The sequence below is a fragment of the Micromonospora sp. M61 genome (assembly GCF_018070245.1).
In the GTDB taxonomy this organism is placed as follows: Bacteria; Actinomycetota; Actinomycetes; order Mycobacteriales; family Micromonosporaceae; genus Micromonospora; species Micromonospora zamorensis.
Map to the genome: position 1 here is coordinate 1 of NZ_JAGPYA010000002.1, position 16,056 is coordinate 16,056.

The window sequence follows — 16,056 nt, forward strand, 5'->3', positions numbered from 1 at the left end:
GGCCTCGACGAAGTCGCCCACGAGATGAACACCCGCCCCCGCCAGACACTCGGCTGGGCAACCCCAGCCGAGCGCCTGGACCACCTCATCGCCACCTGACGATTGCACTCACCCCTTGACCCCAAGCGGCGTGTCGGGGCAATAACTTCATGATCAACCAGGCGGTCAGATCACCGCTTCGCCTGCGGGGGCCGGGGTTTCCGCGTCCACCCGGTGGGCTCTCACCTTGTGGCCGACGCTCGTGAGGCAACGGCCGCTGGGCAGGTCGAAGCGCCAGCCGTGCAGCTGGCAGGTGAGCTGGTCACCGTCGACGATGCCGAACCGGGTCAGGTCCGCCTTGAGGTGCGGGCAGCGCCGCTGCACAACCCAGTCGCCCAGGGTGATGTCCTCGGCGTCGGTGCTGCGCTCGTGCTCGTCGTACCAGCCCTCGGCGTACTGGAGACGCTCCTCGGAGAGGCACTTGAAGAACGCGTAGACGAACTCGTTGTACTGGCCGATCCGGGCCGCCGAGAAGCGGCAGGACAGGAAGAGCGAGTTGACCCAGTCCACCTCGTCGATGAAGAGCAGGTGCTCGATCAGCGACCGCTCGGTACGGAACCGGTAGCGGACCTTCTCGTCGGCGTACGGCCGGACCTCCTTGCCCGGGAAGTCCACCACGATCGACTCGACGCTCTCGCCGTCGTAGCCGACCAGGTCGAAGCGGACCGGGCCACCCACGCCCTTGGCGAGGTAGATCGACTCGTCCAGCAGCGGCTCGATGCGGCGCTTCATCTCGCCGAGGACGTCCACCTCGGGGTGCCGCCAGGATGCCTTCTCAGCCTCGATGACCGGGCGCTTACGCTCCCGCATCTCCTCCAGGTGGGCGACCTTGTTCGCGAAGAACTCCTCCACCGGCACCGGGTGGGTGGTGCTCGCGCCCTCGGTGGTGACCTCGGCGACGCTGCCCGGCAGCAGCACGATGCCGTTGGTGCCGCCGACCTTGGCGTACTCCGCCAGGAAGACGGACTGGTCGGGGAAGATGTTGCCCTCGTCGCCGTGGATGTCGTTGAACTGCCACAGCTCGTCGTCGAGGAAGCACGGCGGGCCGGCGATCGGGAAGACGTGGTCGGCCTTCAGGTCGTCGATGTAGCGCCACGTCCGGTCGAACTGCCGGTCACGCTTCTGCTTGCCGAACGCGGTCTTCGCCGCCTGCGGCAGCTCGTAGACCATCGGGTACCAGATCGCGCCGGAGAACTGGAGCAGATGCGCGTGCACGTGCCCCAACTCGGCGAAGACGCTCAGGTCGGTGGGGCGGGCGTCGTTCTGGTTGAGCAACCGCACCCCGTCGTGCTCGACCCAGAGCGAAGAGTCGCCGATCGGTCCATCGGTCGGGCTGGTCAGCGCCTGGATCATGATCTTGAGGCCGCCGGGCAGCTCCACGACCTGCTCGTTGGGCGCCCTCAGGAACTTGGTGAAACCAAGCGCCCGGAACTCGTCCTCCATCTCCGAGGTGGGGAACTCGGGGAGCAGGACCGTGGCGTCCTTGGAGATGAAGTCCCGCAGGTGCTTGGCGTCGAAGTGGTCCCGGTGCAGGTGGGACACGTACAGGTAGTCGACCTGGCCCAGAGTCTCCCAGTCGAGCAGGGAATTGTCCGGGAACGGGAACCACGAGGCGAAATAGGCCGGATTGACCCACGGGTCGCACAGAATGCTGCCCGCGGCCGTGTCGATCCGCATGCTGGCGTGCCCGGTTCCGGTCACTCGCACCGCACAGTCCCCCTCAAACAGACAATCAGGTGTACGCCAAACGCTACCGGAGGGAGTCTGACCGCCGCCCCGCGACGCCGGTAGTGCCGTTCGGCCCCGGGTGGGCAGGGCCTGACGGCCGGGAAACCCCCACCCCGCCGCGCCGAGCAGGAGGCGTGCCAGACTAACCAAAGATCCGATCGCGAGGGAAGGACCGACAGTGGCAGGAAGCGAGCCGGTAACGTCGCCAGACCAGCACAAGCCCGGGCACCGCAAGGCCGGGCAGATCGGCGCCGTGCTGTCCGCACTGGCGCTGCTGGCGATGATCTGCGGCAACCACGAGGGCAGGGTCGAGGACCTCTGGCTGATCGGCCTGGCCGCGCTGCTGCTGATCATCGTGATCGGCGACATCGTGCTTCGGCGCAACGGTCTGCGCTCCTGACCCGACCGACCGCCGGACGACCGGCCGACGACGCCGAGGGCCCGCCCCCACCCGGGGGACGGGCCCTCGTCCGTACGAGTCGGGGTCAGCGCCCGAAGAGAATGTCCTGCACGTCCTTGAGCGCGGCGTCGACCTCAGCCTCGAAGTAGCCGCCGGGCACCAGCCCGAACCGGAGCGTGTCCAGGTCCTTCGGGTCGACCGGCATCGGGTTGCGGCGCTGCATGCCGCCGAGCAGGGTCTCGAAGAACCGGTCCACCTGGTCCGGGTCGTAACCGCTGCCGAACCGGCGCACCTGGAAGCTGCGGCGGATCTGGTCGACCCGGTACAGATCGCTGCCGGGGGGGCCGGCCATCGGCGGACCACCCATCGGCGGACCACCCATCGGCGGGCCGCCCATCGGGGGGCCGGCCACGGCGGGCGGGCCGGCCATCGGCGGGCCACCGATGCCCTGCTGAGGCAGCTGCGGCGGACCGGCCGGGCCCCGGCGCATGTCGCGCAGGTCCCGCTCCGGCATCCGGATCTCGGCGGTCATGTCGGCCCGACCGTGTCGCCCGGCCTCGAAGCCGTCGAAGCGCGGCTCCTCCGGCGGATAGCCGCCGGGCGAGCGCTGGTCGTCCGGGCCGTACCCACCCGGTGAGCGCTGGTCGTCCTGGCCGTAACCACCGGGCGAGCGCTGGTCGTCCTGGCCGTAACCCGAGGGGCCGGCGGGGAGGCCGCGCGGCGGAACGCCGTGGCCACCCATCGGGCCGGGGCCCATCGGGCCGCCGGGACCCATCGGGCCAGGGCCGGCCGGGCCGCGCGGCGCGTCGTAACCGCCGCGGGGGGCGTCGTACCCACCGGCGAAGGCACCGGTCGGCTCGTCGTAGCGGCCGTAGCGGTCGGGCGGGCCGGCCTGCGCGGGCATCGGACGGGGCGGCATCGGCTGCGGAACCATGCCCCGCTCATCGCGCATCGGCGGCCCCATCCGGTCCGGTGGGCCCATCCGGTCACCCATCCGGGGGTCGCCACCGCGCCCGGCGCTGTTGCGCTCCTCCAGCTCGGCCAGCTGCCGCTCCACCCGGTCCAGGTGCAGGTCGACCTGCCACTCGTCGTAGCCGTTGAACCGGACCCGGAAGACGACGTCGTGGACCTCCTGGGAGGCCACCGGCGCGCCGACCTGTCGGCCGTCGAGTGTCGCCTCGACCCGGTCGAGGAAGGCATCCACCTCGTCGACCTTGTATCCCCGGCGGAGCGCCTTGCGCCGGAAACGCTGACCCTGACTCGCCACTATGTCTCCTGGTCTCGTTCGCCACGCCCGGTCACGCCGGTGCCTCTCCGGCGCGGTCGGTGTTGGTGTCGTTGTCCTCGGCGGCGGCGAGCTGACCACACGCGCCGTCGATCTCGCGACCTCGGGTGTCCCGTACGGTGGTGGACACCCCGGCATCGCGCAACCGCCGGACGAACTCCCGCTCCACCGGCTTCGGGCTCGCGTCCCAGCGGCTGCCCGGCGTCGGATTGAGTGGAATGAGGTTCACGTGGGTCAACTTGCCGGCCAGCAGCCGCCCGAGGAGGTCGGCTCGCCACGGCTGGTCGTTCACGTCCTTGATCATCGCGTACTCGATCGACACGCGACGGCCCGTCCGGGCGGCGTAGTCCCACGCTGCGTCCAGCACCTCGGCTACCTTCCAGCGCTGGTTCACCGGCACGAGTTCGTCGCGCAGATCATCATCGGGCGCGTGCAACGACAGCGCAAGGGTCACTGAGAGGTCTTCGCTGGCCAGTCGGCGGATGGCCGGAACCAGGCCGACCGTGGAAACGGTGATGTGCCGCTGGGACAGGCCGAGCCCCTCCGGAGCAGGGCTGACCAGGCGACGGATCGCACCGATCACACGGTTGTAGTTGGCCAACGGCTCGCCCATGCCCATGAACACGACACGCGACAGCCGCGGCGGGGAGCCGACCACCGCGCCGGAGGCCGCCACGCCGGCCATGTACACGGCCTGGTCGACGATCTCGGCGGTGGACAGGTTGCGGGTCAGCCCGGCCTGGCCGGTCGCGCAGAACGGGCAGGCCATCCCGCAGCCCGCCTGGCTGGAGATGCAGACGGTCACCCGGTCCGGGTAGCCCATCAGCACGCTCTCCACCAGAGCGCCGTCGTGCAGCCGCCAGAGCGCCTTACGGGTCGCGCCGTCGTCACACGCCAGCTCGCGCACCGGGGTGAGCAGGGTGGGCATGAGCTGCTCGGACAGCCGCTCCCGGGTCGCCGCGGGCAGATCGGTCATGGCCTGCGGGTCGCGGACCAGCCGCCCGAAGTAGTGATTCGAGACCTGCTTGGCACGGAACGCGGGCTCACCCAACTCGGTGACCAGCGCCTGGCGGCCGGCCAGGTCCAGGTCGGCGAGGTGCTTCGGCGGCATGGAGGCTCGGCGCGCGGCGGTGGCGCCCGAGATGGCGGGGATCAACGGCAGGCTCGTCATGGCTGGTCTAGTGTGTCACGCCGTCGGCGGCAGGTGCCGGTCCGGAGGTGTCGAACGGGCGGCGACCGCCGCAGCCAGATGACCGGAACGCCGTGATCATGCCTCAGTTCACCACCGGCACGAAGACGGCCAGCAGCAGGTAGGCCGTCGGCACCGCGAACAGGATCGAGTCCAGCCGGTCCATCAGACCGCCATGGCCGGGCAGCAGGTTGCTCATGTCCTTCACGCCGAGATCCCGCTTGATCATCGACTCGGCCAGGTCGCCGAGGACCGCCGCGCAGGAGACGGCCACCCCGAACACCGCACCCCACCAGGGGGCCACCTCGAACATCAGCCACAACAGCAGCGCACTGCCCAGGGCCGCCGCCGTGACCGAGCCGGCGAAGCCCTCCCAGGACTTCTTCGGGCTGATCGACGGGGCCATCGGGTGTCGCCCGAAGGAGACGCCGGCCGCGTACCCACCGGTGTCGGAGAGGACCACCGCGATCAGCGTGGCCAGGATGCGCAGTGGGCCGTCGTCGGGGGCCGCTGCGAGCAACGCCGCGAACCCGGCGAGGAACGGCACGTAGACCGCGATCAGGGTGGCGGCGGTGAGATCCCGTTGGAAGCCGGCCGGCCCGTCACCCAGCCGCCAGATCATGGTGCCCAGCACGGTGACCAGCAGCCCCAGACTGAGCGCGTCCGGGCCGGCGAACCAGGCCAGGCCCACGGTCAGCACGCCACCGGCGATCAGCGGCACCAACGGCGGGTGCGCGCCGCTGCGTCGGACCGCCCGGGCCATCTCCCACATGCCGACGGCGACGGCACCGGCGAGCACCAGCAGGAACGCCAACGGGTAGACCACCAGCGGCACCACGATCAACGCGCCGAGGCCGAGCCCCACGCCGATCGCCGCCGGCAGGTTGCGGCCGGCACGCCCGGTGCCCAACTGCTGGGTGGCCGGTCGATCGACACTGGCCCGGCGTCGGCCCTTCGTCCGCCGACCGGACGGCGGCTCCGGCTCGATCACCGGCTCCGGGTCCGGTGCGATCTCGGCCCCGATGGGCGCGAGCTGCGCGGTCGGGTAACCGGCGTCGTCGTCGTAGCGGACCGGTCCGTCGAACGGTGGCGGGCCGTCGTAACGGACGGGCTCGTCGTCCTCGCGAGGGTCGCGGTCGTCGAAACGGTCCCGGTCGTCCGGGCGGACGGCCCGGCCGCGCTCGTCGTACGGGTTCGGGTCCGCGTACGGCCGGGTGTGCGGGTCGGCGTACAGCTCAGGGCCAGCCGTGGGACGGCGGCTCCACTGGCCGGCCTCCAGGTCCTGCTCGGGCCACGGCAGTGCCACCGGGCGCTCGGCGCGGTCCCAGCCGCGAGGCTCGCTGCCGTAGGGGTCGGGGTGGGACATCACGCACCGCGACGAGGCGCGAGAACCACCACATGACGCAAGACCACAAGCATCCCCTACACGCGCGATGTTCCTCCGATTGACCGCCCCGACGGTCGGTCGATTCCCGGTGTTCACCGCCCGGTGGCCGGGAATCCTGCCGAGCCTACTGCACCCGCCGGATCGGCACGGCGGACGAGGCACGGCGATCGACATCGCCCCTGGCCGGCGGCCCGTCGCCGAGCGATACCCACCCATCCGGTACGCAGACCGCAGTCATGATCCGACTCGTCTCCCGCACGATCCGGGAAGAGCCTCAGGACCGTCCGGCTTCCCCGCTCACGTACGACACGAGGCCCGGCCCCGGTGGGGGTCGGGCCTCGGCGCATCTCACCCGAGCGACGGGCGGACGGTCACACCTCGAGCAGTTCGGTTTCCTTGTGCTTGACCAGGTCGTCGATGCTGGCGACGTAGCGCTGGGTCAGGTCGTCGAGTTCCTTCTCGGCGCGGCGACCGTCGTCCTCGCCGGCCTCACCGTCCTTGACGATCCGGTCCAGCTCTTCCTTGCCACGGCGGCGGACGTTGCGGATCGCCACCTTGGCCTCCTCGCCCTTGTGCCGGGCCACCTTGATCATGTCGCGGCGGCGCTCCTCGGTCATCTGCGGGAGCAGGATGCGCAACTGGTTGCCCTCGTTGTTCGGGTTCACCCCGAGGTCCGAGTCGCGGATCGCCTTCTCCATCGCATTGATCTGCGAGTTGTCGTACGGCTTGATGATGGCCATCCGCGGCTCGGGCACCGCGATGGACGCCATCTGGGTCAGTGGCGTGGGCGTGCCGTAGTAGTCGATGATGACCTTGGAGAACATGGCGGCGTTGGCGCGACCGGTACGGATGGCGCCGAACTCCTCCTTGGCGTGCTCAACCGCACGCTCCATCTTTTCCTCGGCCTCGAGGAGGGTGTCGTCGATCACCGGTCTCCTCGCCTCCTTCTGTGCTCGTGGTGGGCTCTGCTGAAAGTCGTCAGGACCGCCGCTGCCGTCGCCGTCGGCGGGGCTCAGGCGGTGATCAGGGTGCCGATCTTGTCGCCACCCACAGCGCGGATGATGGTGTCGTCACCCTGCGCGCCGAAGACCAGCATCGGCAGGCCGTTCTCCATGCAGAGGCTGAACGCCGCCGCGTCGGCCACCCGCAGGTTGCGGCGCAGCGCCTCGGAGAAGGTGATCGAGTCGAGCTTGCTGGCGGTGGGGTCGATCCGCGGGTCGGCGGTGTAGACGCCGTCCACGCCGTTCTTGCTCATCAGCACCACGTCGGCCCGGATCTCCAGAGCCCGCTGGGCGGCCACCGTGTCGGTGGAGAAGTACGGCATCCCGGCGCCGGCGCCGAAGATGACCACACGGCCCTTCTCCAGGTGCCGGATCGCCCGCAGGGGGATGTACGGCTCGGCGACCTGAGCCATCGTGATGGCGCTCTGCACCCGCGTCTCGATGCCTTCCTTCTCCAGGAAGTCCTGCAACGCGAGGCAGTTCATCACGGTGCCGAGCATGCCCATGTAGTCGGCGCGGGCCCGGTCCATCCCGCGCTTCTGCAGCTCCGCGCCGCGGAAGAAGTTGCCGCCGCCGACCACCACGGAGACCTGCACGCCGCGACGGACCACGGTGGCGATCTGCCGGGCGATGGCCTGGACGACGTCCGGGTCGACGCCGATCGCGCCGCCGCCGAACACCTCACCGGAGAGCTTCAGCACCACCCGGCGGGCGCGTCCCGGCGGCGGTGCCGTCGGATCGTCCACCGCCAGCGTCCGGTCACTCACAACCTGCGTCATCCGCCCCGCCCTTCCCCACGCGCACGCCCCGTGCGGCGCGTACCGCGAACCTGCCGCTGCCGACCCTATGTGACAAGGAGGCCGCGGTGCCTGTCACGTACACCGGCGGCCTCCTCGTCGACGTCTTCTGCCCACGGGCGCCCACGGCGCCCGGTGACGGCTCAGGCCTGGCCGACCTCGAACCGCACGAAGCGGGTGACCTCGATGCCAGCCTCGGCCAGCAGCTGCTTCACCGACTTCTTGTTGTCAGCGACGGACGACTGCTCGATCAGGACGTAGTCCTTGAAGAACGAGTTCACCCGACCCTCGATGATCTTCGGCAGGGCCGCCTCGGGCTTGTTCTCCTCGCGGGCGGTCTGCTCGGCGATGCGCCGCTCGGACTCGACGACCTCAGCCGGAACCTCGTCCCGGGTCAGGTACTTCGGCCGCATCGCGGCGATCTGCATGGCCACACCACGGGCGTCGGCGTCGCCAGCCTCGTCGGTCTTACCGGTGTACGACACCAGCACACCAACGGCCGGCGGCAGGTCCTGGGCCTTACGGTGCAGGTAGACGGCGGTGGTGCCCTCGACCCGGGCGAACCGGTTGAGCACCAGCTTCTCGCCGATCTTGGCCGACTGCTCCTGGATCAGGTCCGCGACGACCTTGCCGTCGAGCTCGGTGGCGAGCAGCTCCTCGGCGGTGTTCACGCCGGCGCGCTCGCCGTGCTCGACCAGCTGCTGGGCCAGCGCGATGAACGACTCGGTCTTGGCGACGAAGTCGGTCTCGCAGTTGAGCTCGAGCAGCGCCTTGCCGGAGTGGGCGACCAGGCCGTTGGCGGCCGTACGACCGGCCCGCTTGCCGACGTCCTTGGCGCCCTTGACGCGCAGGATCTCGATGGCCTTGTCGAAGTCGCCCTCGGCCTCGGTCAGCGCCTTCTTGCTGTCCATCATGCCGGCGCCGGTGAGGTCGCGGAGCTTCTTGACGTCCGCGGCGGTGATTTGGGACATGGCTCTCTCTTCGGTGTTGAGACGGCGTGTGGATGGTCAGAGGTGACGGTTACCCGGATCCGGGCGGATCGTGCCCGGCGTACCGTCGCTGCCCCCCGGTCGCGAAAACGGACGGCGGGCAGCGACGGTGCGATCACTCCGCGGTGGCGGCCGCCGGCTGCTCGGTGGCGGCCTGCGCCGGCTGCTCCGGGGTGGCGGCGGGCTGCTCGGTGGCGGCAGCGGCGGGCTGCTCGGCCGGGGCGGCCGGGGCGGCCGACTCGTCGGCCTTCTTCGGCTCCAGCAACTCGCGCTCCCACTCGGTCAGCGGCTCGTCGCTCGCGACACCCTCGGGCTTCTCGTCGTTGCCCCGGCGACGGCCGGAACGCGCGATCAGACCATCCGCGACGGCGGCGGCGACGACCTTGGTCAGCAGCTCCGCCGAGCGGATCGCGTCGTCGTTGCCCGGGATCGGGAAGTCGACCTCGTCCGGGTCACAGTTGGTGTCCAGCACCGCGATCACCGGGATGCCCAGCTTGCGGGCCTCGTCGACGGCGATGTGCTCCTTCTTGGTGTCGACGATCCAGACCGCGGCGGGAAGCTTCTGCATGTCCCGCAGACCACCGAGGGTGCGGGTCAGCTTGATCTTCTCGCGGGAGAGCTGCAGGGTCTCCTTCTTGGTGTAACCGGCGGCGGTGCCGCTGAGGTCACCCAGACCCTCCAGCTCCTTCATCCGCTGGAGCCGCTTGTACACCGTCTGGAAGTTGGTCAGCATGCCACCGAGCCAGCGGTGGTTGACGTACGGCTGGCCGACCCGGGTCGCCTGCTCGGCAATCGCCTCCTGGGCCTGCTTCTTGGTGCCGACGAACAGGATGCTGCCACCCTCGGCGACGGTCCCACGCACGAACTCGTACGCCTTCTCGATGTACTCGAGGGTCTGGCGCAGGTCGATGATGTAGATGCCGTTGCGCTCGGTCATGATGAAGCGCTTCATCTTCGGGTTCCAGCGCCGGGTCTGGTGCCCGAAGTGGACACCGCTCTCCAGCAGCTGGCGCATGGTCACGACGGCCATGGTTGGGGTACTCCTCAAGATCCCTGGTTGTCACGCCCGGCCGGTGGCCGGGCGTCCTGGCGCCTGGTCGCCGACCCATGGTGGACCCGATCAAGATCGGGACCAGGGAGGCCGTCGCTCCACGACGATTCGTGAAGAGGGCGCGCGAGGTCGACCGCACGAGGCGGTCGCCAGTTGGCCAGTGTACGCCCCTCGCCCGTTCAGCCGCCCCGGGGTGCGAAGTGCGCGGGATGCGCGGCGGGCGCACGGCGGGGCGGCGCGTTCGGCGATGATCGACTCGGTTTCCTGGAAACCGCGGCTTCGCGCCCATCCGGACACCGCGACTTCCTGAAAGCCGAGTCGATCAAGACGCGGCAGGCAGCGCCACGCACAGCTGGTGGCGCTCGACGGGTCAGCCGACAGCGAGCGCGGCCGCAAGGAAGAGCACCAGCCCGACCGTCAGGTAGGCCGTGGGCGGGCGGAGCCACCCCCGACCACCGTCGGAGAGCGCCAGACCGCCGGTCCGGAGCCCGTAGAGCCCAGTCGCGAAGATCGGCAGCCCGGCGACCAGGGCGATACCCACCACCACGTTCCCGGCGTCCACCGGGTCGCCGGTCACGCCCGCCAGCAGCACCCGCAGCGCGGGGACTTCGAAGATCAACACCAGCAGAGCGAAGAGTACGGCCAGCACCGGCCGGCGGGTCCGGTAGACGCCGTCAGCCACCGGGGGGTACGTCGACGGCTCCGTCGCGGGCAGGTCCGGGCGGGGACCGATCCCCGGCATCGGGCCGGTCGGCATCTCCAGCGGGTGTGGCGTGTCACCACCCCGGCTCGGCTCGATGATCGGGTAGCCAGCCAGCGGGGCGGGACGCACCTGGTCGGCGAGCACGGCAGCGGACGTCTCGGACGCCGGCAGGGCGTCCCTGGTGGCCTCCGGCAGGCCGGTGGTCAGCGGTGAACCAAGCCCGGTCGACTCGCGGGCGGCCCGTCGACCGGGCAGCTCACCGGAGACCTCCGACGGGTCCCGGTCAGCCCTCCGCGAGCGGGTCGCCCGATAACCGTCCGCTTCCGATCGCGCATCGCTCAACGGGTCGACCGCGCCGAATCGCCCCGATTCAGGCTCACTGGCGCCGAACCGACCAGGCGGGGCTTCCACGGCACCGAAGCGGCCCGAGTCCGGTTCGGGGGCGCCGAACCGGCCCGCGTCCACCGCGCTCAGCCGACCCGAGTCCGACTCAGGCGTACCGAAGCGGCCGCTCGCATCGACGGCGCCGAAGCGACCGGAGTCCGGCTCCCGGCGGCGACCGACGCCGGTGTCCTCGACGGAGCGGCTCTCGTCGGGGCCGCGCTGCTCGGGAACCTCAGTGTCCCGGTACCGCGATTCGCCCGTGCCGCGCCACTCCGACTCGCCGTAACCGCGACCCCGCTCATCGGGGTACCAGCGCGACTCCTGATCTTCCGGAAAGCTCCGTCGTCCGTCCACGTCAGGCACCGTATGCGACCGGCAGCCCGCGCGCCATCCGGCCCCAGCTCAGCGACACTGCAGGCACAACCTGTCCAGGATGTCGTCGTAGCACATCCGGGCATGATCGTCCGGTTGTCCACAGGACGCCCGTCGTCCACAGCTGGGCCGTCACCGGGGTCGCGAAACGCGCTCTCTGGCGGGCACCGTGCCGGCCATGACGAATCGGAACCAGGCGGTCGGCGCGTACGGCGAGCGGTGTGCCGCCCGGCACCTGACCGAGGCAGGGCTGCGCCCGATCGCCCGCAACTGGCGCTGCGCGGCCGGGGAGATCGACATCATCGCCTGGGACGGGCCGGTGCTCGCCTTCTGCGAGGTGAAGACCCGCCGGGGCGACAACTTCGGCACCCCGGCCGAGGCGGTCGTTCCGGCCAAGGCCCGCCGGCTGCGAGGGCTCGCCGCCCGTTGGCTGACCGAGACCGGCACGACCGCCGAGGAGGTGCGTTTCGACGTGCTGTCGGTGCGGCTGCCCGACGCCGGCCCGGCGCAGGTCGACCACCTCAAGGGCGCGTTCTGACATGCGCGCTCCCAAGGATCGGTGACGGCGCCATGAGCTACGCCAAGGTGCTCTCTGTGGGCCTGGTCGGGGTGACCGGTCACCTGGTCGAGGTGGAGGCCGACCTGGCCGCCGGCCTGCCGGCGGTGGCGATCTCCGGGTTACCGGACACCGCCCTGCACGAGGCCCGCGACCGCGTCCGTGCCGCCGTGGTCAACTCCGGCCAGCGCTGGCCCAACCGGCGGATCACCCTCAACCTGCTGCCCGCCACGCTGCCGAAGTTCGGCTCGGCCTTCGATCTCGCCATCGCCGCGGCGCTACTCGGCGGCTCCGGTGAACTGCCGCTGCTCCCCCTGGAGGGGGTCGTGGTCCTCGGCGAGTTGGGGCTCGACGGGACGGTCCGACCGGTGCGCGGCGTGCTCCCGATGGTCGCCGCCGCGGCCCAGGCCGGCGTCCGGCGGGTGATCGTGCCGGTCGGCAACGCCGCCGAGGCCGCGGTCATCCCGGGGGTACGGGTGCGAGCGGTGGACAACCTGCACCGGCTGGTCGCCTTCGTTCGCGACGGCACTCCGCTGATCGAGCCTCCGACGGCCGTCCCGGCACCGCTGGACGACGGACCGGATCTCGCCGATGTCGCCGGGCAACAGCTGGGTCGACGCGCCTTGGAGGTCGCCGCCGCCGGCGGGCACCACGTGGCCCTGCTCGGCCCTCCGGGTGCCGGCAAGACGATGCTGGCCGAACGGCTGCCGTCGATCCTGCCCGAGCTGGACGACGACGCGGCGCTGGAGGTCACGGCGCTGCACTCGATTGCCGGGCTGCTGCCGCCGGGCGGCCGGTTGCTGCGTCGCCCGCCGTTCCAGGCGCCGCACCACACCGCGACCGTGCCGTCGCTGGTCGGTGGAGGCTCGGGGCTGGCCCGGCCTGGCGCGGTGTCGCTGGCACACCGCGGGGTGTTGTTCCTGGACGAGGCCCCCGAGTTCAGCAAGGGCGCGTTGGAGGCCCTGCGCCAACCACTGGAAAACGGTCGCATCCAGCTGAGTCGCAGCGGGGGCGGCACCGTGTACCCGGCCCGGACCCAACTGGTGCTTGCCGCAAATCCATGCCCGTGTGCGAAGCCGTCCGGCGACGCGCACTGCGAGTGCACAGCGCTGGTCCGCCGCCGCTACCTGGGCCGGCTCTCCGGGCCGCTGCTCGACCGGATCGACGTACAGGTTCGGCTGATGCCGGTGCGGGCGGCGGAGTTGCTGGCACCCGAGGGCGACACCGAGCCGTCGGCGACGGTCGCCGCCCGGGTGGCAACGGCCCGGCAGGCTGCGGCCACCCGCTGGGCCGGTCTCGGCCGGCGGGTGAACGCCGAGGTGGACGGCCCGCACCTGCGCCGACCGCCGTGGCGGCTGCCCGCCCGGGTCACCGCCGAACTACGGGGCCGGCTCGACTCCGGCTCGCTGTCGGCGCGCGGCTTCGATCGGGTCATTCGGATGGCCTGGACCATCGCTGACCTGGACGGCCGGGATCGGCCGGACCTGGACGACGTGCGGGAAGCGATCCAACTCCGGACGGGAGAAGCGACATGAGCGCCGACGACGAACGGCGGCTGGCCCGGGTCGCCCTGACCTGGCTGGCCGAGCCGGGCACCCGCGCGGTGCACCGACTGGTCGAACGGCACGGCCCGGTGGCGACCCTGGACCTGCTGCTCGACGGCGGCAGCCCGGACGGTTGGCTGCACAGCACGGTGGCCGCCCGGACGGCGGCCGGCGACGCCCGGGCGGTGGCGGCCGAGGCGCTGGAGCGCGCGGACCGGCTCGGAGCACGCCTGGTCACGCCGGACGACGAGGAGTGGCCAGCCCAGGTCGCGGTCCTGGCCAACCTGCGCCTGCCGGATGTCACCCGGCGGGTGGACGTGGAGACCGCCCCGCCGCTCTGCTTCTGGGTACGCGGAAGCTGGCCGTTGGGCGAGGCCCTGGATCGTTCGGTGGCCGTGGTCGGGGCGCGGGCGGCCACCGGCTACGGGCAGCACGTCGCGACCGAGTTGGGTTACGGGCTCGCCGAGCGGGACTGGACGGTCGTGTCCGGTGGCGCGTTCGGCATCGACGCCGCCGCCCACCGGGGTGCCCTCAACGCCGGCGGCCTGACCGTCGCGGTGCTCGCCTGTGGGCTGGACCGGCCGTACCCGATGGGCAACGCCGCACTCTTCGACCGGATCGCCGACACCGGGTTGCTGGTCAGCGAGTGGCCGCCCGGTGCCGAACCGCTGCGACCCCGGTTTCTGATCCGCAACCGGGTGATCGCCGGAGGCACCCGGGGCACCGTCATGGTGGAGGCGTCGGCACGCAGTGGCGCGACGCAGACCGCGCGGCGAGCCATCCACACCAACCGGGTGGCCATGGTGGTGCCTGGGCCGGTGACCTCGGCGATGTCCGTCGGTGCGCACGAGCTGCTGCGCGAGTTCCCCGACAAGGCCCGGCTGGTCACCGGGGTGGCGCACGTGCTGGAGGAGGTGGGCCGGATCGGCGCGGACCTGGCCCCGCCGGCGCGAGGCCCGCAGCAGCCGGCCGACGCGCTCGACGACGACGCGCGGTCACTCCTGGAGGCGCTGCCGCGGCGAGGCGTGATGGGCGTGGACCGCCTCGCCGCCCGCGCGGGTGTCGACGTGCGGACCGCGTTGCGCAAGTTGTCTCTCCTGGAGGAGTTGTCCATGGTGGTTCGTCGCGACGGCGGTTACGCCCTCATCCCGCGCTCCCGACCGAAGCGCACGACGGCGGCGACGACGTCCGGGTCGGCCTGAGGGCGCCAGCGCGGGGGCACTGAGATGTCGCTCCTACCGGTACGGTGCCCGGTCATGGGTGCTGTCAAGCCGTGGCACATCACGGTGCTGTGCTGTCTCTTCACGTCCGCCGTGCTCATTGCCGGCCTGGTGGTGGTGCTGATCAGGAGGTCCAACAGGCGATAGTCGAGGCCCGACGAACACCGGCACCGTGGGGGCCGGTGATCCTCGTCGCTCGGCCGTAGGCTGGTGCCGTGCCAGCTGCCAGTGAAGGTGCCGGGGCCGATGGCCCGGTCCGCAAGTTGGTGCAGCCACGATGAGCCGGCCGGACCGGGGCACCCGGGCCATGCACCAGGCACTACCGCCCGAGCTGCGTGACGCCGTGGACGACTTCGCCGAGCACCTGTCCCGGGTGCGTAACCGGTCGGCGCACACCGTCCGCGCGTACGTCACCGATCTCGTCTCGCTGCTCGACCACGCCGTCCGGATGGGCTGCGTCGACCTGGCCGAGCTGGACCTGTCGGTGCTGCGCAGCTGGCTGGCGAAGCAACGCACCACCGGTGCGGCCCGCACCTCGCTGGCCCGCCGGGCCGCGTCGGCACGGGCGTTCAGCGCATGGGCGCACCGGGCCGGGCTGCTCTCCGCCGACGTCGGTGCGGCGCTGGCCAGTCCGCGTGCGCACCGCGAGCTGCCCAGCGTCCTACGCGCCGATCAGGCCGCCGCCCTGGTCGAGGCGCCGGCGCGGCAGGCACCACCCGTGGGTTCAGCTCCCACCAACCCGCCGGCACGGCAGGCACCGCCCGTGGACCCAGCTCCCACCAACCCTCCGGTGCGGCCGGCGCCGTCCGTAAGCCCAGCTCCCACCGACCCATCTCCCGGGCCGACACCGGGCGCGGCGCAGACGGCCGAGGCCGAGGCCGTGCCGCTGCGCGACCGGGTGCTGCTGGAGTTGCTCTACGCCACCGGTGTACGGGTCAGCGAGGCGTGCGGGTTGGACGTCGGGGACGTCGACCACGGTCGACGGGTGATCCGCGTGTTCGGCAAGGGCGGACGGGAGCGCGCGGTGCCGTACGGGGTGCCCGCACAGCGGGCGTTGGACGAATGGCTGCGCCGGGGCCGTCCGGCGTTGGTGGGTGCGCGTTCCGGGGACGCGCTGCTGTTGGGTGCCAGGGGTGGCCGGCTCAACCCGACGACGGCCCGTCAGATCGTCGGTGCGTACGCCGAGGCCGCCGGCCTGCCCCGGACGAGCCCGCACGGTCTGCGCCACTCGGCGGCCACCCACCTCCTGGAGGGCGGCGCGGACCTGCGGGCCGTGCAGGAGCTGCTCGGCCACGCGTCGTTGGCCAGCACGCAGATCTACACGCACGTTTCTGTGGAGCGGCTGCGTGCCGCCTACCGTCAGGCCCACCCGCGCGCCTGATCAAGGGCCGGAGGGCGGGGGCCCTGGCGG

General features: G+C 71.6%; 13 protein-coding genes and 1 pseudogene. 5 read left to right on the forward strand and 9 right to left on the reverse strand.

The annotated features are described in order from the left end of the window. Window positions 1–165: 165 nt before the first annotated feature. Window positions 166–1,746: a Rieske 2Fe-2S domain-containing protein gene (locus tag KBX34_RS01165; protein ID WP_088946663.1), complete on the reverse strand. Its 1,581-nt coding sequence runs from the start codon at window positions 1,744–1,746 to the stop codon at window positions 166–168. 199 nt (window positions 1,747–1,945) lie between these two features. Between KBX34_RS01165 and KBX34_RS01170 the strand changes: the two genes are divergently transcribed. Then, window positions 1,946–2,167: a DUF2631 domain-containing protein gene (locus tag KBX34_RS01170; RefSeq protein WP_088946662.1), complete on the forward strand. Its 222-nt coding sequence runs from the start codon at window positions 1,946–1,948 to the stop codon at window positions 2,165–2,167. An 85-nt stretch (window positions 2,168–2,252) separates the two neighbouring features. On the opposite strand, the gene KBX34_RS01175 is transcribed toward KBX34_RS01170, so the two are convergent. The 8 genes and pseudogenes from KBX34_RS01175 to KBX34_RS01210 form a co-directional block, all read right to left on the reverse strand. Further along, window positions 2,253–3,434, reverse strand: a complete 1,182-nt coding sequence (locus tag KBX34_RS01175; protein WP_210922780.1) for a DivIVA domain-containing protein — start codon at window positions 3,432–3,434, stop codon at window positions 2,253–2,255. 31 nt (window positions 3,435–3,465) lie between these two features. Further along, complete coding sequence (gene rlmN / locus KBX34_RS01180) at window positions 3,466–4,623, reverse strand: 23S rRNA (adenine(2503)-C(2))-methyltransferase RlmN (RefSeq protein ID WP_210922782.1); 1,158 nt, start codon at window positions 4,621–4,623, stop codon at window positions 3,466–3,468. A 103-nt stretch (window positions 4,624–4,726) separates the two neighbouring features. Beyond that, window positions 4,727–6,007, reverse strand: a complete 1,281-nt coding sequence (locus KBX34_RS01185) for a phosphatidate cytidylyltransferase (RefSeq protein WP_210922784.1) — start codon at window positions 6,005–6,007, stop codon at window positions 4,727–4,729. 392 nt (window positions 6,008–6,399) lie between these two features. Further along, the gene (frr, locus tag KBX34_RS01190) at window positions 6,400–6,957 is read right to left on the reverse strand and encodes a ribosome recycling factor (protein ID WP_088946658.1); all 558 of its coding nucleotides are present in this window, start codon (window positions 6,955–6,957) and stop codon (window positions 6,400–6,402) included. Window positions 6,958–7,040: 83 nt separating this feature from the next. Continuing rightward, window positions 7,041–7,808: a UMP kinase gene (pyrH, locus tag KBX34_RS01195; RefSeq protein ID WP_088946657.1), complete on the reverse strand. Its 768-nt coding sequence runs from the start codon at window positions 7,806–7,808 to the stop codon at window positions 7,041–7,043. Between the two features lie 161 nt (window positions 7,809–7,969). Further along, window positions 7,970–8,797: a translation elongation factor Ts gene (gene tsf / locus KBX34_RS01200; protein ID WP_088946656.1), complete on the reverse strand. Its 828-nt coding sequence runs from the start codon at window positions 8,795–8,797 to the stop codon at window positions 7,970–7,972. Between the two features lie 133 nt (window positions 8,798–8,930). Next, window positions 8,931–9,845, reverse strand: a complete 915-nt coding sequence (gene rpsB, locus KBX34_RS01205) for a 30S ribosomal protein S2 (RefSeq protein ID WP_210922786.1) — start codon at window positions 9,843–9,845, stop codon at window positions 8,931–8,933. Between the two features lie 391 nt (window positions 9,846–10,236). Then, window positions 10,237–11,344: pseudogene (locus KBX34_RS01210) on the reverse strand (hypothetical protein). A gap of 159 nt (window positions 11,345–11,503) precedes the next feature. Between KBX34_RS01210 and KBX34_RS01215 the strand changes: the two are divergent. The 4 genes from KBX34_RS01215 (at window position 11,504) to KBX34_RS01230 (ending at window position 16,026) form a co-directional block, all read left to right on the forward strand. Beyond that, window positions 11,504–11,863, forward strand: coding sequence for a YraN family protein (locus tag KBX34_RS01215; RefSeq protein ID WP_099851219.1), 360 nt, complete (start codon window positions 11,504–11,506; stop codon window positions 11,861–11,863). A gap of 32 nt (window positions 11,864–11,895) precedes the next feature. Beyond that, window positions 11,896–13,416, forward strand: a complete 1,521-nt coding sequence (locus tag KBX34_RS01220; protein WP_210792169.1) for a YifB family Mg chelatase-like AAA ATPase — start codon at window positions 11,896–11,898, stop codon at window positions 13,414–13,416. After that, window positions 13,413–14,627 (forward strand): DNA-processing protein DprA, encoded by a 1,215-nt coding sequence (gene dprA / locus KBX34_RS01225; RefSeq protein ID WP_210922792.1) that lies wholly within the window; start codon window positions 13,413–13,415, stop codon window positions 14,625–14,627. The genes KBX34_RS01220 and dprA overlap by 4 nt, the downstream gene beginning before the upstream one ends. A gap of 295 nt (window positions 14,628–14,922) precedes the next feature. Then, window positions 14,923–16,026, forward strand: coding sequence for a tyrosine recombinase XerC (locus KBX34_RS01230; RefSeq protein ID WP_210792167.1), 1,104 nt, complete (start codon window positions 14,923–14,925; stop codon window positions 16,024–16,026). Window positions 16,027–16,056: the final 30 nt, after the last annotated feature.